Consider the following 18,425-nt stretch of genomic DNA (forward strand, 5'->3'; position numbering starts at 1 on the left):
GACTTTTCTGTTATGCTACGCCACCGCGAAACGCCGCTGGGTTTGCGCTTCGGTGCAGATTGATCCGCCCGATGACGTGAATGGCCGGAAACCGCTTCGGTGGAGGCTGGACGGCAGCGGTTTCGCGATAAGGAGAGGTGGCAGAGTGGTCGAATGCACCGCACTCGAAATGCGGCATACCTTCGCGGGTATCGAGGGTTCAAATCCCTCCCTCTCCGCCACGAATGACGAAGAACCGGCTTACGAGCCGGTTTTTTTGTGTCTGGCGTCAGCGTCCTCGGATGTCAGCGCGATGATCCGGCGTCGATTCGGGGGGGATCGCGTTCCTGGCGCGGCGTAAGACGACCGCAAGGCTCACCGCGCGCGAGGTGTTTACCGCGAAGGCCTCCTCCACCGCCTGACCTTGGCTAGTCGATGCGCCGACGGCTCGGTATTACCTCCAGCACGGCGGCGGCGATCACCAGTACCGCGCCGATGACCTGAATCATCGCCAGCGGTTCGCCGGCCAACAGCGCCGCCGACAGCACCCCGACGAGAACCTCGCTCATCATCAGGATGCCGAGTCGCGCCGGTGGCAAGTGGCGTGCTGCCCAGACCACGATAGCCAGCGAGGCCGACCACCACAGGCCGGCGGCGGCGGCGATCCAGGCCGCCGCCCGCCACCACGTCTCGGCCGGTGGCAGACCCGGCCAGGCGGAGAGGAAGGGGGCAAGCAGCAGTGCCGCCAGCAGCGCTCCGACGGCGAACAGGAAGCTGCCTTCGCCCGGCCCCAGCGTGTTGTGCGCGCGCATGCCACTGGAAGCGATGGCCCACAGCGCCCCGGAGGCCAGCCCGAGCCAATCGCCGATGCCATGCGGCAGGGGCGTCCCGCCATGGCTGCCCATGACCAGCCCGAGCCCCCCGAGGCCGAGCGCGATGACCGCCAGGCGACGCCCGGTCAGCGGCCAGCGCCACCAGAAGCGTTCGATCAGGGTGCTCCAGACCGGTGTCAGGTAGAACAGCAGTATGACGACCGCGACCTGGCCGTGAACCAGCCCGACCGAATAACACATGAAGGCGGCGCCCCCGAGCACCACCGAGGCGAACCCCAGCGGCGAGACACGCCGCAGGCGTCCGCGATGGCGAATCGCCCATGGCGAAAGCATCACGCAGGCGGTGGCGGCGATGATCAGCGACCCCCATACGCCGCCCAGCGAGAGTGCTTCGAGACGGCGGATCGGCCACCAGTAGAGCCCCCAGAGCGCCCCCGCGAGCAGGATGCCGAGGGCGGCCAGCTGCGCGCTGCTGAGGGAGGGTGTGTCCGGTGTCTGGATATCGGGCGTTGCCTTCCCTGGCACGCAACCTCCTTGTCGACGAGCGCCGGGTATCAGCGGGCGGCCTGTTCGAGCGCGGCCACGGCGGGCAGGGTCTTGCCCTCGACGTATTCGAGGAAGGCACCGCCGCCGGTGGAGATGTAGGAGACCTGATCGGCGATGCCGTACTTGTCGATCGCGGCCAGAGTGTCACCACCGCCGGCGATGGAGAATGCGGGGCTCTCGGCGATGGCTTTCGAGATGACCTCGGTGCCCTTGCCGAACTGATCGATCTCGAACACCCCGACCGGCCCGTTCCACAGAATGGTACCGGCGTTCTTGAGCAGGCCGGCGAGGTCGGCGGCGGTCTGCGGGCCGATATCGAGGATCATCTCGTCGTCCGCGATCTGGTCGACCGGCTTGACCGTGGCCTCGGCGGACTCCGAGAACTCGGTCGCGACGACCACGTCGGTGGGCAGCGGGATCTTCACCTTGGCCATCAGCTCCTTGGCCTTGTCGACCAGATCGGCCTCGAAGAGCGATTTGCCGACGTTGTAGCCGGCCGCGGCGATAAAGGTGTTGGCGATGCCGCCGCCGACGATCAGCTGATCGCACTTCTCGGACAGCGCATAGAGCACGTCGAGCTTGGTCGAGACCTTGGACCCGCCGACGATGGCGGCCATCGGGCGCTTGGGTGCGCTCAGCGCCTTCTCGAGCGCTTCGAGCTCACCGGCCAGCAGGGGCCCGGCACAAGCCTGAGGGGCGAAGCGGGCGACGCCGTGGGTCGAGGCCTGGGCACGGTGGGCGGTTCCGAAGGCATCCATGACGTAGACATCGCAGAGCGCGGCGTAGCTCTTGGCGAGGGTGTCGTCGTCTTTCTTCTCGCCGCTGTTGTAGCGCACGTTCTCCAGCAGCACGACTTCGCCCTCGTCGATGTCGAGTGCGCCGTCGAGATAGTCCTTCTCCAGCCGTACCGGCTTGCCAAGCAGGCCGGCGAGATGTTCGGCCACCGGCGCCAGGGTGAACTCGTCGGCCGGCTCGCCTTCGGTGGGGCGGCCGAGGTGGCTCATCAGCATGACGCGGGCGCCGGCCTTCAGGGCCGTCTGGATAGTCGGCAGGCTGGCGCGGATGCGCGCGTCGCTGGTGACCTTGCCATCCTTGACGGGTACGTTGAGGTCCTCGCGGATCAGCACGCGTTTACCGGAGAGATCCAGCTCGGTCATCTTGAGTACGTTCATCAGATCCTTTCCTTGAGAGTGCTCGAAAGCTGAGTGCTCGAAATGTCAGTGCTCGAAAACTGAGTGCTAGCAAGCGGTGTGCTCGACCACCGCGGCGGTGTTCGGACGTCCGGCAAGGGCGCGAGTCGATCCGACGGGGCTGCGTCAGTCAGCCGGTGGCGGGCCGTTCGCGGTGGGCAGCTCCAGCCAGTGACGGGCGACATCGAGCATGCGGTTGGCGAAGCCCCATTCGTTGTCGAACCAGCATAGCGCCTTGAGCAGGCGCCCGCCGGCCACGCGCGTCTGAGTGGCATCCACGATACCCGAGCGCGGATCGTGGTTGAAGTCGACCGAGGCCATCGGCTCGGAGGTCACGCCGAGCAGGCCGAGAAAGCGGTCGCGGCTGGCGGCGGCGAGGCAGGCGTTGACCTCGCCAGCATCGGTATCGCGCTCCAGCGAAATCGCCATGTCCATGGCCGAGACGTTGATCGTCGGCACGCGCACGTGCAGGCATTCGAAGCGCTCGGCGAGATGCGGCAGCAGGCGGCCGATACCACGCGCTAGCCCGGAGTCGACCGGCACGATCGACTGCATCGCGGAGCGGGTCAGGCGCAGGTCGCTGCGGTGGTAGGCATCGATGACCGGCTGGTCGTTCATTGCCGAGTGAATGGTCGTGGTGACGCCGTGGGAGACCCCGAACCGGGACTCCAGCACGTCGAGAATCGGGACCAGACAGTTGGTGGTACAGGAGGCCGCGGAGACGATCTGCATGGCGGGATCGAGCACCTGGTGGTTGACGCCGTAGACCACCGTGGCGTCGACGTCCGCTTCCGCCGGCTGGGAAAACAGCAGCCGGGCGGCGCCGGCCGCGAGATGGCGCTCGGCGGTGGCGCGATCCTTGAAGCTGCCCGAACACTCCAGCACCAGATCGATGCCCAGCGCTTCCCAGTCCAGCGCCGTCGGCTCCGCTTCGCTGCGGATCGCGATGGCACGGCCATTGATCCACAGCAGGCCGTCACGGGCTTCGACGTGACCGGGGAAGCGGCCGTGGGTGGTGTCATAACGGGTCAGGTAGGCGATCGTCTCCAGATTGGAGAGTTCGTTGATGGCGACGATCTCCAACGGCAGGTCGGGACGCTCGACCAGCGCACGCAGCACGCTCTGGCCGATACGGCCGTAGCCATTGATGGCGACGCGATAGGTCATGGCGCACCGGGCTCGCGAAAAGAAGTGAGAAACGCATGGTAGCGCATCGCGGTGTCGTGGCCGAGTGGCGGCCGCTCATCGACGATCGGCAAAACAGTGGGGGGCCGGCAGAGTGGACGCCAAGGCTGACACACCATAGTTTGAGTTTTATACGCTGTGTCGCGCCCTGGAGGATGACATGTCTCCTGTTACCTATCGACGAGCCCGCTGCCATGTCGCGTCGACTTGAATCGCTTGTCTTTCTGCTGCCGGCCGCCGCCCGTGTGGTCGATGGCGACGCCAGTGCCCCGGCCGTCGTCTCGGCGGCATCGTCGGCTGTCCGTCCAGGGGCGAGTCTGGCCGACGGCGGGTTTGCCGGTCGCGCCTGGGTCGTACGCGGTGGACGGTCGCCGGAGGGCGATCCGGGGCTGCTGGCGGCCATCCTGGCGGAAAAGGCGCCGGCGCTGATCGTGCTCGACGGCGGCGATCCGACCCTGGTGCTGGATGCCGTGCTGGCCGAGGTCATCCTCGGCATCACGCTACCGGTGGTGGTGTTGGATGCGGCGCGTTTCGCCATGGCCGAAGCCGCCGAGATGCTCTCGCTCGATCGCGGTGGCCGCCTCGTGTTAAGTGGCTCTCGGCTGACCGGGCTGGCCAATGTCACGGCCGGCGGCGAGCTGGGGCATGAGCCGCTACCGGCGGGGGCCGCCAATGACAGCTTCACGCTGACGCACGAGGACCGACGTCGCCTTGACGGGCAGACCGGCGTGGCAGCGCAGCGGGCGATGCATCTCGTGCTGCGCCTGGCGACGTTGCTCGGCGTCACGCAGCTGTTCGACGTGGGCCGCGTCGACCTGAGGTTTCCGCTGGAGGCTGCTGACCTCGCCGTCGCTGCGCGACTGGCAGCGCTGGGTGCGCGGGTATCGGTGCCGACGGTCTGGCACGGGCTGACGAGCGACGGATCGCTGGCGGACCTGTCGCGCGCGCGTCGGACGCTGGCCGCGTTGGGCATCCACGAGGGGGCGTCAGCGCCCCGCACTGGCGCCGACAGCGCGCCAGCCAACGTCGTCCCGGCGCGGCTGGCGCTTTGCATGGCGCTGGCCGGCCGTGGCTTTGCGCTGGCCGACGGGGCGGGATTCGCGACGGATAGCCGTGCCGATGCGCCCGGGCGGGTCTGGGCGTGACGCCTTGGCCATCACTGCCTGCCGCGCTGCCGGGAGGTCGACGCGCCGTCGTTCAGCGGCGACCGGTGGTCCGGATCTCGTCGGCGATGGCCTCCAGCCGCTGTGCCAGCCGCGCCGGCATTTCCAGCGGCAGCAGGTGGCCGTAACCCGGGTAGACCTCGAGTTCGCCGGCGGCCAGATGCGGCATGACCTCACGACGCTGGGTCGATGGCGGCAACGACGGGTCGAGATCGCCGACCAGCACCCAGGCGGGCGTGTCGAGACGGCCGACGCGCTCGCGCCAATCCTCGGCGTAGGTTTGTGTCGGCCAGGCACGCCAGGCCGCCGGATTGGCGCCAATGGCATCTTCCACCGCCTGCTGGTAGTCGGTCGGGTCGAGGGTGACGGCGCTGGCACCGTCGATAAAGGCGCGCGCCTGCGCCTCGCTGAAGTCGAAATCGAGCTGAAAGCGATGCTCCTCGTCGCTGATGGCCTGCGGGCCCGGCGGGGAAGGGGCGATCAGCACCAGCGCGCGCAGCCAGTCGGGTTGCGCGGCGGCGAGCGTCATCGCGATGCGTCCGGAAAACGAGTGGCCGACCAGAATCACGTCGTCGAGGTCGGCGGCCTCGATCGTCTCGCGCACGTGACGGGTCATCGAGGCGACATCGTAGCCCGACACCTCGCGAGCACTGCCGAAGCCCGGCATGTCCAGCGTGACCACGCGGCAGTCCGAAGCGATCTGCGAGATGACCGCCGTCCATTCATGGTGCGAGCTGCCGAAGAAGTGCATGAGTACCAGGGTCGGTTGCCCCTGGCCGCTGTCACTGGCGATGGTCATCCTGATGGCCTCCCTGCCGGTATGGATACCTCAAGCGTAGCGGGCTTGAGGGATCTGTCAGGGGGCGGATGCGGCGCGCTCGAAGGATGCGCTTGGAGAGAGCGGGACAGCCGAGGCCATTCGGATCAGAAGAACAGGTGCCACACCAGGGGCAGCGCCACGGCGGTGAAGGTGCCGGTGAGGCTCATGCCGAGCGAGGCGAAGGCGCCGGCGACGCTGCTGATCTCGAAGGCGCGTACCGTGCCCAGGGCATGGCCGTTGATGCCCAGTGCCAGGCCGATCAGGCGCGGATCGCGGATTCTCAGCAGGCGGCAGAGCCACTCCACGCCGAAGATCGCGGTGACACCGGTAATGACCAGCGCGCCCATCAACAGCGCAGTCGATCCGCCCAGCTCGCGTGTCAGCCCCATGGCGATCGGCGAGGTGACCGATTTCGGCGCCAACGAGGCCAGTATCTCGACCGGTGCGCCCAGCAGGGCGGCGATGGCCACGGCATAGAGTGCGGCCAGCGTGGCGGAGAGTGGTAGCGTCAGCAGGATCGGTTTCCACAGGGCGCGAATCTGCGGCAGCTGCTGATAGAGCGGCACGGCCAGGGCAACCGTGGCCGGGCCGAGCAGCAGCATCAGCCAGGCGGCGCCTCGGTTGTAGTCCTCGACGCCGACGGGCAGCACGGCGATCACGGCGGCGATCAGCAGGGCGGCGATCAGCATCGGCGGGCACCAGCTGGGGCGCCGCATCAGCTTGAACACCTGAATGCCCGCGAAGTAGGCGCCAAGCGTCAGCGCGATGGCGGCAACGGGCGTCTCGAACCAGCTCTGTGGCAGGCTGGCGAGGCGCGAGAGCCACTCATTCATGGGCCGGTGCCTCGGTCGCCGGCGGCAGATAGCGACGCATCAGCAGCAGGCTCGACAGCACGCTGAGCAGGGTACCGACGATCAGCGCGATCAGGATCGCCGGCCACTGGTGGGCGTAGCGCCCGGCAATGAAGAAGATCTCGACCACGCCGGGCATGATCAGCAGGGCCAGCATCGCGATCAGCGGCTGGCTGACATGCACGATGTCGTCGTTCATGCGGCCGCGATAAAGGAACCACAGCGCCAGCAGCAGCATGCCGATGACGCCGCTGGGCATGGGCAGGTCGAGCAGCTCGACGCCTGTCTGGCCGAGAAGCAGGAAACCGAGCAGCCAGAGAAAGCCGCGAAGAACAGACATGAAACGATTCCGGGCAGGCGAAAGGTTCGCATCATAACAAATTGCGGGATCGCGCGCGGTCGCCGGTGCGCAGGGCCCCGCACTTTCCGATGACGATTTTCAGCCACCGCGCGGATACGAATCGTGACAATCTGGGCGAGCCCCGCCATGACGTGTCGTCGACGCGACAGCCGGTGCAGAAACCATGCACGGGCGTGAACTGCGGCGCAATGTCGCTTATTCTTGGCGATGCCTTCGTTGTGAGTCGATCACCGCTGCGGCAGTACAGAGGGGGAAACACTGCACAGAGTGGCGCGCGGTGAAGCGGTCAAGGGCCTACCCGGGCGATTTCGATGATGTGCGTCGCGCTTGTCGCCACCTGCGGGTGCTGGTTGTCACCCAAGGGTGTCAGCGCCGAGCGAGCGGCGGTCATCGCGTCATGCAGGGAAGCTGCCCCGGACGATAATTCCCCAGATGAACCATCTTGAGGACAGAGGAAACGCGACATGACCGATATTGCCAAGCTGCTGGGCGACGAAGCCGACAGCCTTCTCAGCCACACCTGCACGGGGTTCAAGAAGGACGACCTCTACCTGCCCGGGCCCGACTATGTCGATCGCGTCTTCGCCGACAGCGACCGCAGCCCGCACGTGATGCGCAACCTGCAGACGCTCTTCAATACCGGTCGTCTGGGAGGCACCGGCTATCTCAGCATTCTGCCGGTTGACCAGGGCATCGAGCACTCCGCAGGCGCCTCGTTCGCGCCCAATCCGATGTACTTCGATCCCAAGAACATTCTCGAGCTGGCGCTGCAAGGTGGCTGCAACTGCGCCTGCTCGACGCTCGGCGTGCTCTCTTCGGTGGCGCGGCGCTATGCCCACAAGATCCCGATGATGCTCAAGCTCAACCATAACGAGAGCCTGACGCTGCCGGCCATGTACGAGCAGACCATGTTCGCGCAGATCGAACAGGCTCACGACATGGGCTGCATCGCGGTCGGCGCCACCATCTACTTCGGCTCCGAGGATTGCCGTCGGCAGATCCAGGAAGTCAGCGAGGCCTTCGAGCGTGCTCATGAGCTGGGCATGGTCACCGTGCTCTGGTCCTACCTGCGCAACCCCGAGTTCAAGAAGGACGGCACCGACTACCATGTCGCGTCCGATCTCACCAGCCAGGCGGTGCACCTGGCGGCGACCATCAAGGCCGATATCGTCAAGCAGAAGCTGCCGGAGAACAACGGTGGCTACAAGGCGATCGGCTTCGGCCATACCCATGACAAGGTCTACAGCGAGCTGACCAGCGATCACCCGGTCGATCTGGCCCGCTACCAGGTGGCCAACTCCTTCATGGGACGTGCCGGACTGATCAACTCCGGTGGCGGCTCCAAGGGGCACTCCGACATGGGTGAAGCCGTGCGTACCGCCGTGATCAACAAGCGGGCCGGCGGCATGGGCCTGATCTCCGGGCGCAAGGCGTTCCAGAAGCCGATGAACGAAGGTGTCGAGCTGCTCAACGCGATCCAGGATGTCTATCTCTCCAAGGACGTGACGATCGCCTGATCGGCATCTTCGTGGCACGCGCCGAGTCCATCTCGGACTTGGCGCGTTCGAGACCGCCACATCCCGGCGACGTATCAGCTCTTGCCGTCCCGCCCCAGGCTTCAGTGCCTCACGGTCACGCTATCGACCTCGACCTCGACCTCGACCTCGACCTCGACCTCGACCTCGACCTCGACTCCGGTTGGGTTGCCACGTATCGTGCCTGTCCTCTGTCCTCTGTCCTCTGTCCTCTGTCCTCTGTCCTCTGTCCTCTGTCCTCTGTCCTCTGTCCTCTGTCCTCTGTCCTCTGTCCTCGCGAGCCCCCGCTGTCCGGCTCGGTCGCTGAATCTCGCCGTGTTAGACCAAAGCCGATTGGCGGCGTCTTTCCGGTAGGCGTATGTCTCAAGGGCATTTTTATCGCCGCGACTTTAGTCTGAAGACCTAAGTTGAATTGTCTGACAAAGTTCCCTTCTTTACCTTGCAGGTCGTGATCAATGGTAACGCTATCATTTGGTTCCCGATGACGAGACAGGCCGATGCTGGCCCGCGGGAAGCAACGGTGAAGGGAGACGTATCATGCGAACGAATTGGAGCAAGACCAGCCTGGCACTGCTGGCCAGTGCCGCCATGGGGCTCGGCGCCACCGCCCAGGCCGCCGACGACTGCCCGCTGCCGGGCAACCTGCGCGTCGTGATCGGTTCGACCTCGACCGGTGGCGACACGTACCAGAATTCGAGCATCGTGGTCGATCACCTGGCCGAGAAGCTCGACATCAATGCCAAGGTCGACGCTGTCGGTGCCATGGCCGGCTTCCGCGCACTCGAACGCAGCCGCCACGGCAATACCGTGATGATCTTCCACGACCAGTCCTACCTCGGCAATCTCTACGGCGTGAACGGCTATCCCGACATTTTCGCGGACTACCAGATCGGACCGACGGTCGCGATCAATCCGGGTAACGCTTACCTGGTGCCCAAGGATTCGCCCTATCAGAACCTGCAGGAGATCATCGATGCCGCCGGCAACGGCGAGCAGGTGCGCGTGGCGATCCAGCCGGGCGGCGTCTCCGAGATCGGCTTTTCGGCGCTCAAGAATGCCGTGCGGCTGCAGTATCCGGGGCAGGAAGGCAACATCGTCGCGGTCAACACCGGCTCCCAGGCGGACAAGAACCAGCTGCTGTTCGACGGTGCCGTGGACGTGATCAACGGGTCGGTGCAGGCCAACGAGCAGTACACCCAGCTGCCGGAAGACGACCAGAAGGCGATGCGCTTCGTCTGGCTGACCGCCCGCGAGGATACGATCGAGCAGACCAACGAGGCGGGCATGGGCGACACCTCCCGCGAGCAGCTGCTGGCCTACGTGGCGCCCAACGTCAGCGTGCCGATGAATGAAGGCGCGGACGAGAACTTCACCTTCGATAAGGAGTTCTTCTTCCTCTACAACAAGGACATGGACCCGGCCGCCATCGACTGCATCGACAACGCGCTGGCCGAGATCTACGACGAGGGCGGGATCCAGGAGCAGCAGAAGCGCTCGTTCTTCGTGCCCGACTTCAAGCCGTCCGCCGAAGCGGCGAGCTACCTCGAGCAGAAGCGGGATCAATACGAGTCGATCATCGACAATCTCGACGGTTGATACCGCCGGCACCGGCCACGATCGCGGCCGGTGCCGCCCTTTCCACCCCGACGAACCCCGTGATACGCCCCGCGTCGACACCCTCGCTCTGCCGCGATGGGCTCGCGCCGACGCCGCACACGGACCCGTTTTCTCGATGCTGTCGGCGGTAAGCCGGCGCAGGAGCCGCTTTCCATGGAAAGCCATTGGCTATCGCTGCTCGATGTCTCCATCGACTTCGATCAATCGCATCTGTTCTTTCCGCGTATCGTCACCTGGGTGCTGGTTATCCTGCTGGGCCTCATCCTGGTGACGCGCTACCGCCGCGTGATGCCGGGTATCCAGCGTGCCGGGCGTGTGCTGGCGGGGCGTGAAGGCCATTTCGATCACAAGCGTTTCTTCGGCACGCTGATACTGACCACGCTCTACTTCTATCTGATGGGCGTCCTGAGCGATGTCTTTCCCAATACGGGATACAGCTTTTTGATCATGTCGGTGGTCTTCGTGCTGTCGCTGTCGCTGCTCTATCTCGACCGCTTCACGCCGCGCCTGCTGACGATCGTCATCCTGAATGCGCTGATCGCGCCGACGCTGGCGTGGTACGTGCTCTCCCAGCTTTTCCGCATCACGCTGCCCTGACCGGAGAGACTCATCATGGATATCCTCTCTCATCTCACGCCGCTGTTCTTCGGCCTGATCGCCGCCGGTACGCTGATCGGCATCATCTTCGGCGCGATTCCCGGGATGACCGCGACCATGGCGGTGGCGGTCTGCTTGCCGCTGACCTACGCCTTCGGGCTCGAGAATGGCATCGCGCTGCTGCTGGGGCTCTACGTCGGCGGCATCTCCGGCGGCATGGTGCCGGCGGTGCTGCTCAATATTCCGGGGACGCCGTCGTCGATCACCACGACCTTCGACGGCTACCCGATGGCGCAGCGTGGCGAAGGCGAGCGGGCGCTCAAGACCGGTATCGTGGCGTCGATCTTCGGCGGGCTGTTCAGCGCCGCAGTGCTCTTCTTCTTCGCGCCGGTACTCTCGGACTTCGCGATCCAGTTTTCCAACGTCGAGAAGTTCCTGATCATTCTGCTGGCGCTGACGGTGATCGCCTCGCTCTGTTCCAACATGCTGATGGGCATCTTCAGCGGCGTGCTCGGTGTCTGGCTGAGCCTGATCGGCACCTACTCGATCATGGACGGCGGCAACGGCGAAACCCGTCTGATGTTCGACTGGATGGAGTACCACCTGATCGACGGTTTCTCGCTGCTACCGGTGCTGATCGGGATCTTCGGCTTGACCACCGTGCTGCTGGATGCCGAAAACGGTTTCAAGGACGAAGCCGCCCAGGGGCCGATCTCGCTGAAGAACGGCAAGCGCTTCTCGTTCGGTGTGTTCAAGGGGCAGCTGACCAATCTGGTTCGCTCTTCGGGCATCGGCACCTTCGTCGGCATGCTGCCGGGCGTCGGCGGCAGCGCCGCCTCGGTGCTGGCCTACAGCCAGGAGAAGAACTTTTCGCGCGACTCGTCGCAGATGGGCAAGGGCGCGCCACAGGGGATCGTCTCTTCGGAGTCCTCGAACAACGCCCTGACCGGCGGTGCGCTGGTGCCGCTGCTGTCGCTGGGGATTCCGGGGGATTCGACCACCGCGATCCTGATCGGCGCCTTCACGCTGCAAGGGATTCAGGTCGGACCGCTGTTCATCGGCAACAACCTCGATACCTGGTACCTGATGATCATCGCTCTGGTGGTCGCCAACTTCCTGATGTTCGGCATCATGTACTTTGCAATCCGACGCATCGCCAAGGTGGTCGAGGTACCCAAGTACATCCTGTATCCGCTGATCATCATGATGTGCGTCGTCGGCGCCTATGCGATCAACTACGGCATCATGTTCGATGTCTGGACGCTGCTGATCTTCGGTCTCTTCGGCTGGGTCGCGCACAAGATCGGGCTGGAAGTGGTGCCGCTGATCATCGGCTTCATCCTCGGCAAGTCGGCGGAGGTCTACTTCGTCAAGAGCCTGGAGTCCTACGGCAACTTCTCGATCTTCTTCACCAAGAGCCCGATCGCCATGGTGCTCTGGGCGCTGATCGCGGTGTCGCTGGCGTTCGCGATCTACCTGCGCCTGCGTAACCGTCGCGAGACCCGTACCACGACAGTGAGTTGAACCTCGACGGTTACCGGTCCGGTTGGTTGTCGGCAGGGTACACCGATAGTCGGGACGATCACGCAAGAGGCCACGCCGGTGACGGCGTGGCCTCTTGCGTGTCTGGCATCGGCTGGCTCAGTCGGCGCTGAGCTTGCGTACCTGATGCAGGTTTTCCATCGTCGTGAGACACGCTTCGGCCGCTTCGCGCCCCTTGCTCAGGAAGTGTTCGCGGAAGAAGCTCGTGTGCGATTCGTGCTCGTGGAAGTGGTGCGGCGTCAGCACGGCTGAGATTACCGGGACTTCCTGTTCCACCTGCAGGGCCATCATGGCATCGATGACCGCGGTCGAGACGAAGTCGTGGCGGTAGATGCCGCCGTCGACGATGAAACCGGAGGCGACGATCGCAGCATAGCGGCCGCTCTTGGCCAGGAGTTTCGCCTGCAGCGGGATCTCGAACACGCCGGGAACCGTGTAGGTGTCCACCTGGTCGGTGGAGAAACCGCGCTCGGCGACGGTGGCCAGAAAGCTCGCGTGGCAGTTTTCGACGATATCGCCGTGCCAGTCGGCGCGAATGAAGGCGATGCGCCGCGAGAGTGTCTGCTCGGAAAGCTGCGGCGGATAGGGCTGATTCATGGTCGTTTCCCGTAGTCAGTGGCGGAGGTCACGCTAACCAGAATCAGGGCTGCGGCTCGCTTGAAAACGGGAAGGCGGTGAGGCGAACGCGAGCCGGCCGGCAGCCGGGAACGCGGTCGATCGACCGAATCGTCGTTGCAAGAGACACCGTTCTCTTTCATCCGGACTATGACCGTCGGCTTCGGAATTGCACCGAATCTGCTGACCCCGGAAACCGCTGCCGGGCGCTCGCGGGCTTGAGTATCGCGTGCCTGTCGGCCATCGATACGCTTTACCGCCGGTGGGGACTTTCACCCCGCCCTGAGAACCGTAGACGGCGGCCGAGGGCCGCCGTCTACGGTTCTCAGTCTACGCCCATCGTCGCTGGCGAGAAAGGCCGAACGCGCGCGTGGCTATGGTATCTTGAGTCGATCGACGCCGATCGCAACACAACCCCCTGACACCTCTGGAAAAACGGAAGCGTGCATGAGCGAGCGCAACGACAACGCCGATATCGCCCTGATGACCGAAATCGCCTCTCTCTACTATATCGAGGGCGAGACGCAGGAAGTGATCGCCAACCGCCTGGGGATCTCGCGGGTCAAGGCGGGGCGGCTACTCAAGCGCGCGCAGGCTGAGGGGATCGTCGATGTCCGCGTGCGTCAGCACCCGGCGGTGAGCGCGGAGATCGAGCAGGCGCTGATTCGTCGTTTCGGTATCCGACGCGCGCTGATCGCGCTCGACCATGCCGACGCCGACGTGCAGCGTGCCAACGTGGCCAGCCTGGTCGCGGACCATCTGTCGCGACGCCTGACGGAGGGTGCCATCGTCGCGGTCGGCATGGGGCGCAACGTCGGTGCGGTGGCGGACAACGTCTTCGAGCAGGGGCAGCGCCAGTGTTCGTTCGTCTGCGCCATCGGTGGTTCGGTGCGTGCCGGCGAGTACATGAACCCCGACCACATCTGCCGGCGACTGGCGACACGCTTCGGCGGCGAGAGCGAAACGCTTTATGCGCCGGCGCTGGTGCAGAATCTCGCGCTGCGTGATGCGATGTACGAGAATCCGACCGTCCGTCAGACTCTGGATCGCGCGCGGCGCGCCGATCTCGCCCTGATCGGGATCGGCGATCTGAGCGAAAACAGCAATATGGTGCGCATGGGCTGGTTCACGCCGCAGGAGACCGCCGAGGCGCGACTCTCCGGTACGGTCGGCGACATGATGGGCTACGACTTCATCGACATCTATGGCCGGCCTTCGATGACGCCGATGCAGGGGCGCGTCATCGGCCTGACCATCACCGACCTGGCACGGATTCCCGACGTGATCGCCATTGCCGCCGAGAACACCAAGGCGGCGGGTATTCTCGGCGCGCTGCGCACCGGCGTGATCGACACGCTGGCGACCAGCGTTACCAACGCCCACACCATTCTGCGCCTGGACGAGGCGACGCGAGTCGAGGAGACCCCGCCCGCGCACTGATGCGGAGCGGTCCTGTCAGTCTTTCCCGGTCGCCGCTCGTGATTCGTCTCCGACGCTGGCCGCCGCTAGCCGCTCACGTATCGAGCGCATTTCGGCGAACGACGTCGGCGTACCAATGGAAGCTTTCCTTGGGCAGGCGCTGTTGGGTGGCATAGTCGATGTAGGTGAGGCCGAAGCGCTTGGAGTAGCCGGCCGCCCACTCGAAGTTGTCGAGCAGCGACCACGCCAGGTAGCCGCGAATATCGATGCCCTCCGCGAGCGCTTGCTCGATGACGGCCAGATGCCGACGCAGGTAGTCGATGCGTGCGCTATCGTGAACGCGGCCATCGTCGGCGATGATGTCGTCGAAGGCGCCGCCGTTTTCGGTGATCAACAGTGGCAGGCGGTAGCGGTCGCGGAACTCGCGCAGAATCGGCAGCATGGCGTCGGCATCGATCACCCAGTCGAAGGCGGTGCGCGGTGCCTCCGCCGGATCCTCCTGGGCAATACCGATACCTTCTGGCACTACGGCCCCGCCGGGGCCCGCCGGGTCGTGGCAGACATGCAGCGGCGCATAATAGTTCAGGCCGAAGTAGTCGAGCGGCGCCGAGATGGCTTCCAGATCCCCCGGCTCGATGAAGGGCTGGCCGCCGATCTCGGCGTGCCAGGCCAGCAGCTCGCTCGGGTAGGCACCATCCACCAGCACGTCGAGACAAGAGCGATTGAACAGCAGATCGAGCGTCTCTGCGGCCTGCTGGTGGGCTTCGCCTTCTCGCGAGGGCCGGGTTGGCCAGTAGGAGCCGACCATGCCGAACTCGCCCATGGGCTGCGCCCGGCGCATCTCGTGCACGGCGCGGCCGTGCGCCACCAGCTGATGATGGATCGCCGGCAGCACCAGACGCTGGTCCCCCAGCGCCGGCGGGAACATCCTCGTGGCATGGCCCCACCAGGTGGTGACGGCCACTTCGTTCATGGTAGCCCAGCAGGTCACCCGATCGCTCAACAAGCGATGCGCGTCCATCGCGTACTCGGTGAAGCGTGCGATGGTATCGCGCTCTAGCCAGCCGCCACGCGCCTCGAGTGCCTGCGGAATCTCCATGTGGTTGATAGTGACCAGCGGTTGGATGCCGCGTGCAAGCAGTCCGTCCACGAGCCGGTCGTAGAAGGCCGCTCCCTTCGGGTTGAGTGGCCCGCAACCGTCGGGATGCAGGCGGGTCCAGGAAAGCGAGAAGCGATAGGCACTCACACCGAGACGTGCCATCAGGTCGAGATCTTCCTCGAACCGATGGTAATGATCGGCAGCGATGTCGGCGGTATCGCCGTCGAGGATATTGCCCGGCTGGGCGGCGAAGAGGTCCCAGTTGGACGGACCGCGACCATCCTCCCGCGTGGCGCCCTCGATCTGATAGGCGGACGTGGCGGTACCCCACAGGAATTTTTCGGGAAACGGCATGCAAGGCTCCGGATCGATGAGAGAAGGCGGTGACAGAGCACGGTGACGAGCAGCGACCGACGAGGTAGCCGCGGCTCTTCAACGGCGATGTATCGATTTAGCGAATGCGTACAAACTTGAGTACCGGTATACCGACCAGGGCGACGATCGCGGCGGTGATCAGCAGGGCGCCATAGTTCTCGCTGCCAGCCTGGCCTTCGCCGATCGCGAGCAGCAGCGGTGCCACCAGGGGGATCAGCGAATAGGGCAGCGTGTAGGCGATATTCACCAGCCCCAGATCCCGGGCGTTGGTCGTCGGATCGACCATCGTCTCGGTACCCATGGCGATATAGAGCCCGGAGAAGAGCCCATAACCGACGCCCATGATGGCGACGCTCAGGAAGAAAAGGGGTAGGCCGCCGGCCAGCAGCATCAGGACCGCGCCGAGGGCGAGTGCGGCGCCGGCCATGGCGAAGACCGGCTTGCGCCGCTGTATCCGGTCTGAGATCAGGCCTGACAGTGGGCTCAGTGCCAGCGCGATCAGATTCATCACCAGCACGGCATAGAAGACCAGTCCGGGTACGCGTTCGGTGGCGATGCCGAGATGATTCTGAATGAAGAAGAATAGATAGGTCTGGACGACCGCCAGGGCGCTGGCGATCAGAAACATGCTGAGTAGGTACCAGCTGAAGCTGGGCGCCTTGCGTGGGTCGATGTAGAAACTGCCGGCCAGGGTCTTCAGATCGAAATCGGGCCGCGCGCCGGGTGCCAGGCGACGATCCGGCAATACCGCCATGAACAGCAGCACGGCGACAACGGCGATGATGGCCGGGGCCATGAAGATGAACCACGGATCGTTGGGGAACAGCTTCACGAAGTAGGTGCCGGCCAGAATGCCGGCGGTCGGCGTCATACCGGCGATGCCGGACAGCAGGCCCTGCTGCTGTGGCGGTACCTGATCGGCGATCACCGCGATCAGCGCGGCGATGGCGGCGTTGACGAAGAGCTGCATCAGCGCCCAGCCGGCGAAGATACCGAGCAGGCTGTCGGCGCCGGCCAATAGGGCGGCAGCGCCGCCGCCCCCTAGCGCGCCGACCAGCATCCAGGGACGGCGCATGCCGAAGCGCGAGGTGGTGATATCGCTGAGGCGGCCGAACAGCGGATTGGCGAACATCGCCACGAGCGCGCCGATACCGGCGATCAGTGAGTAGCTGCTGGTGGCGCTGTCCGGCGTGACCTGGTTGACGCGCAGCGCCAGACTCACGGTGGCGGGTGTCATCACCAGCATCCAGATACCGAACAGGGCGAACGTGTAGGCCGCGATGAACCCGGGGCCGACCCGGCCGTTGCCGGTGGCGTCGAGCGCTTCGCTGGTGGGTGAGGTCTCGAGAACAGCGGCGAGATCCGGCGTGGGCATGACGAGCTCCTGGCGCAACTTCGGCCTGCATTGAGTGGGCTTGGCGGACGAGAGCATCCACGCAAAACGAGACCGCGGCAAAATGGAATCGGTTCCGGTATCGATTCCAGAACCTTGCCGGGTGCCGGCGCGAGATGCAAGGGTCGGCGACAGGTCTGCGCCTAAAGTCTAATAAAATAGCGAAGACGACCCACCGCCGACGGGAGTGTGGTGAAACGATCGGCGGAGGTGGGAACGGCAAGAACGTTTAGCTGGAGGCGCGTTCGACCAGCGACACCGGCAGGGTATGCAGGCGCGTCGCCTCGGGGGCTTCCGTTTGCCCCTCGACGACCAGGCGCACGGCCAGTTCGCCAAGTTGGGCGGTCGGCTGATGGACCGTGGTCAGCGGCGGATCGACGAGCCGCGCAATGCGCTCGTCATCGAAGCCGGCCACGGCGACGTCCTGCGGCACCCGATAGCCGGCCTTGCGCAGCGCGCCGAGCACCGGTGCTGCCAGATAGTCGGTAAGGGCGAAGACGCAGTCGAAGGGGGCGCAGGACGTCAAGCGTCGCGCCAGCCGTTCGATATCCGGCTCGGGCTGGTCGAAGTCGTCATCCGAGATGAGTATCGCCTCGTCTTCGCAGGCGATGCCGGCCTCGGCCAGAACGGACCGGAAACCGGCAATGCGCTCATCGATGAAGGCGGCTTGGCCGGACGGCGCCACGATCAGCGGGCGCCGACGTCCGCGCGCCAGCAGATGACGCGCCACCAGCGCGCCGCCGCCGGCGTTGTCGGAGCGCACCGTGACGAAAGGTGGCTCGGTGAGCACGTCATCGATCAGCACGGTAGGCAGGCCGCGCGAGACAGCCGCGGTCTGGCTTGCCTCGAAGTGTTCCGGGGTGACGATCACCAGGCCATCCAGCGCCAGGTACGACAGCTCCTCCAGCGTTCCCGCCAGGCCGAGCGATTCGTGCAGCGGATGAATGAGCAGCTGGTAGCCGAGGCGGTTGGCCTCTGCCGTGGCGCCCTGCAGCACCGGCGCCCACCAGCCCCAGCTCTCCAGCGGCACCACCAGGCTCAGGGTCAGATGCCGGCCGGTACGTAGCGCCTGCGCGGTACGGCTGGGGCGGTAGCCGAGCTGTTCGGCGATGCGGCGGACGTGCTGGCGGGTGGCCTCGCGCACATCGGCGTGGGGCGACGGAGAGAGCGCGCGGGATGCCGTGGCCTTGCCGACGCCGGCGGCGCTGGCGACATCGGCCAGAGAGACTTTCTTCATGAGGCGGTCTGAACGGTGAACGGCAGGCAGTATGGCATGCGACGGGGCGTGACGTCATCGTGGCTCGG

General features: G+C 65.3%; 16 protein-coding genes, 1 tRNA gene and 1 riboswitch. Of the genes, 7 read left to right on the forward strand and 10 right to left on the reverse strand.

Annotated elements, in window-relative coordinates:
- The first annotated feature begins 131 nt into the window (after positions 1 to 131).
- Positions 132 to 221: transfer RNA gene (locus tag MC381_RS03315), tRNA-Ser, on the forward strand.
- Positions 222 to 407: 186 nt separating this feature from the next.
- Here the strand turns inward: MC381_RS03315 and MC381_RS03320 are convergent.
- The 3 genes from MC381_RS03320 to MC381_RS03330 form a co-directional block, all read right to left on the reverse strand.
- A complete protein-coding gene (locus MC381_RS03320) occupies positions 408 to 1,337 on the reverse strand; it encodes a DMT family transporter (protein WP_251976296.1) in 930 nt (309 codons plus the stop codon).
- Between the two features lie 29 nt (positions 1,338 to 1,366).
- The gene (locus MC381_RS03325) at positions 1,367 to 2,530 is read right to left on the reverse strand and encodes a phosphoglycerate kinase (RefSeq protein WP_251976297.1); all 1,164 of its coding nucleotides are present in this window, start codon (positions 2,528 to 2,530) and stop codon (positions 1,367 to 1,369) included.
- A 144-nt stretch (positions 2,531 to 2,674) separates the two neighbouring features.
- Complete coding sequence (locus MC381_RS03330; protein WP_251976298.1) at positions 2,675 to 3,715, reverse strand: type I glyceraldehyde-3-phosphate dehydrogenase; 1,041 nt, start codon at positions 3,713 to 3,715, stop codon at positions 2,675 to 2,677.
- A 212-nt stretch (positions 3,716 to 3,927) separates the two neighbouring features.
- On the opposite strand from MC381_RS03330, the gene MC381_RS03335 reads away from it, so the two are divergent.
- A complete protein-coding gene (locus MC381_RS03335) occupies positions 3,928 to 4,878 on the forward strand; it encodes an aconitase X (RefSeq protein WP_251976299.1) in 951 nt (316 codons plus the stop codon).
- 52 nt (positions 4,879 to 4,930) lie between these two features.
- Here MC381_RS03335 and MC381_RS03340 read toward each other — a convergent pair whose 3' ends face one another.
- From MC381_RS03340 to MC381_RS03350, 3 genes are all read right to left on the reverse strand, one after another.
- Positions 4,931 to 5,695: an alpha/beta fold hydrolase gene (locus tag MC381_RS03340; RefSeq protein ID WP_264297410.1), complete on the reverse strand. Its 765-nt coding sequence runs from the start codon at positions 5,693 to 5,695 to the stop codon at positions 4,931 to 4,933.
- A gap of 125 nt (positions 5,696 to 5,820) precedes the next feature.
- Entirely contained in the window at positions 5,821 to 6,549 is a 729-nt protein-coding gene (locus tag MC381_RS03345) for an LrgB family protein (RefSeq protein WP_251976300.1), read from the reverse strand.
- Positions 6,542 to 6,907 (reverse strand): CidA/LrgA family protein, encoded by a 366-nt coding sequence (locus MC381_RS03350; protein ID WP_251976301.1) that lies wholly within the window; start codon positions 6,905 to 6,907, stop codon positions 6,542 to 6,544. The genes MC381_RS03345 and MC381_RS03350 overlap by 8 nt, the downstream gene beginning before the upstream one ends.
- A gap of 485 nt (positions 6,908 to 7,392) precedes the next feature.
- On the opposite strand from MC381_RS03350, the gene MC381_RS03355 reads away from it, so the two are divergent.
- From MC381_RS03355 to MC381_RS03370, 4 genes are all read left to right on the forward strand, one after another.
- Positions 7,393 to 8,445: a class I fructose-bisphosphate aldolase gene (locus MC381_RS03355; RefSeq protein WP_251976302.1), complete on the forward strand. Its 1,053-nt coding sequence runs from the start codon at positions 7,393 to 7,395 to the stop codon at positions 8,443 to 8,445.
- A gap of 555 nt (positions 8,446 to 9,000) precedes the next feature.
- Positions 9,001 to 10,059 (forward strand): type 2 periplasmic-binding domain-containing protein, encoded by a 1,059-nt coding sequence (locus MC381_RS03360; RefSeq protein ID WP_251976303.1) that lies wholly within the window; start codon positions 9,001 to 9,003, stop codon positions 10,057 to 10,059.
- 174 nt (positions 10,060 to 10,233) lie between these two features.
- Positions 10,234 to 10,677, forward strand: a complete 444-nt coding sequence (locus MC381_RS03365; RefSeq protein ID WP_251976304.1) for a tripartite tricarboxylate transporter TctB family protein — start codon at positions 10,234 to 10,236, stop codon at positions 10,675 to 10,677.
- Positions 10,678 to 10,692: 15 nt separating this feature from the next.
- The gene (locus MC381_RS03370; RefSeq protein WP_251976305.1) at positions 10,693 to 12,201 is read left to right on the forward strand and encodes a tripartite tricarboxylate transporter permease; all 1,509 of its coding nucleotides are present in this window, start codon (positions 10,693 to 10,695) and stop codon (positions 12,199 to 12,201) included.
- A gap of 117 nt (positions 12,202 to 12,318) precedes the next feature.
- Here the strand turns inward: MC381_RS03370 and MC381_RS03375 are convergent, their stop codons facing one another.
- A complete protein-coding gene (locus tag MC381_RS03375; protein ID WP_251976306.1) occupies positions 12,319 to 12,816 on the reverse strand; it encodes a 6,7-dimethyl-8-ribityllumazine synthase in 498 nt (165 codons plus the stop codon).
- A gap of 145 nt (positions 12,817 to 12,961) precedes the next feature.
- Positions 12,962 to 13,128, reverse strand: a riboswitch (FMN riboswitch).
- Positions 13,129 to 13,281: 153 nt separating this feature from the next.
- Here MC381_RS03375 and MC381_RS03380 point away from each other — a divergent pair.
- A complete protein-coding gene (locus tag MC381_RS03380; RefSeq protein ID WP_251976307.1) occupies positions 13,282 to 14,274 on the forward strand; it encodes a sugar-binding transcriptional regulator in 993 nt (330 codons plus the stop codon).
- A gap of 73 nt (positions 14,275 to 14,347) precedes the next feature.
- On the opposite strand, the gene MC381_RS03385 is transcribed toward MC381_RS03380, so the two are convergent.
- From MC381_RS03385 to MC381_RS03395, 3 genes are all read right to left on the reverse strand, one after another.
- The gene (locus MC381_RS03385) at positions 14,348 to 15,706 is read right to left on the reverse strand and encodes a GH1 family beta-glucosidase (protein WP_251976308.1); all 1,359 of its coding nucleotides are present in this window, start codon (positions 15,704 to 15,706) and stop codon (positions 14,348 to 14,350) included.
- A gap of 97 nt (positions 15,707 to 15,803) precedes the next feature.
- Positions 15,804 to 17,102 carry an MFS transporter gene (locus tag MC381_RS03390; protein ID WP_251976309.1) on the reverse strand — a complete coding sequence of 433 codons (1,299 nt, stop codon included), beginning with the start codon at positions 17,100 to 17,102 and terminating at the stop codon, positions 15,804 to 15,806.
- Between the two features lie 247 nt (positions 17,103 to 17,349).
- Entirely contained in the window at positions 17,350 to 18,357 is a 1,008-nt protein-coding gene (locus MC381_RS03395) for a LacI family DNA-binding transcriptional regulator (RefSeq protein ID WP_251976310.1), read from the reverse strand.
- Positions 18,358 to 18,425 lie beyond the last annotated feature (68 nt).

It is taken from the genome of Salinicola avicenniae (genome assembly GCF_023736115.1).
GTDB classification, from domain to species: domain Bacteria; phylum Pseudomonadota; class Gammaproteobacteria; order Pseudomonadales; family Halomonadaceae; genus Salinicola; species Salinicola avicenniae.

Excerpts from the sequence above, each read along its gene's own strand:
- MC381_RS03325 (WP_251976297.1), bottom strand. The coding sequence starts at position 2,530 with ATGAACGTACTCAAGATGACCGAGCTGGATCTCTCCGGTAAACGCGTG.
- MC381_RS03330 (WP_251976298.1), bottom strand. The coding sequence starts at position 3,715 with ATGACCTATCGCGTCGCCATCAATGGCTACGGCCGTATCGGCCAGAGC.
- MC381_RS03335 (WP_251976299.1), top strand. The coding sequence starts at position 3,928 with ATGTCGCGTCGACTTGAATCGCTTGTCTTTCTGCTGCCGGCCGCCGCC.
- MC381_RS03340 (WP_264297410.1), bottom strand. The coding sequence starts at position 5,695 with ATGACCATCGCCAGTGACAGCGGCCAGGGGCAACCGACCCTGGTACTC.
- MC381_RS03345 (WP_251976300.1), bottom strand. The coding sequence starts at position 6,549 with ATGAATGAGTGGCTCTCGCGCCTCGCCAGCCTGCCACAGAGCTGGTTC.
- MC381_RS03350 (WP_251976301.1), bottom strand. The coding sequence starts at position 6,907 with ATGTCTGTTCTTCGCGGCTTTCTCTGGCTGCTCGGTTTCCTGCTTCTC.
- MC381_RS03355 (WP_251976302.1), top strand. The coding sequence starts at position 7,393 with ATGACCGATATTGCCAAGCTGCTGGGCGACGAAGCCGACAGCCTTCTC.
- MC381_RS03360 (WP_251976303.1), top strand. The coding sequence starts at position 9,001 with ATGCGAACGAATTGGAGCAAGACCAGCCTGGCACTGCTGGCCAGTGCC.
- MC381_RS03365 (WP_251976304.1), top strand. The coding sequence starts at position 10,234 with ATGGAAAGCCATTGGCTATCGCTGCTCGATGTCTCCATCGACTTCGAT.
- MC381_RS03370 (WP_251976305.1), top strand. The coding sequence starts at position 10,693 with ATGGATATCCTCTCTCATCTCACGCCGCTGTTCTTCGGCCTGATCGCC.
- MC381_RS03375 (WP_251976306.1), bottom strand. The coding sequence starts at position 12,816 with ATGAATCAGCCCTATCCGCCGCAGCTTTCCGAGCAGACACTCTCGCGG.
- MC381_RS03380 (WP_251976307.1), top strand. The coding sequence starts at position 13,282 with ATGAGCGAGCGCAACGACAACGCCGATATCGCCCTGATGACCGAAATC.
- MC381_RS03385 (WP_251976308.1), bottom strand. The coding sequence starts at position 15,706 with ATGCCGTTTCCCGAAAAATTCCTGTGGGGTACCGCCACGTCCGCCTAT.
- MC381_RS03390 (WP_251976309.1), bottom strand. The coding sequence starts at position 17,102 with ATGCCCACGCCGGATCTCGCCGCTGTTCTCGAGACCTCACCCACCAGC.
- MC381_RS03395 (WP_251976310.1), bottom strand. The coding sequence starts at position 18,357 with ATGAAGAAAGTCTCTCTGGCCGATGTCGCCAGCGCCGCCGGCGTCGGC.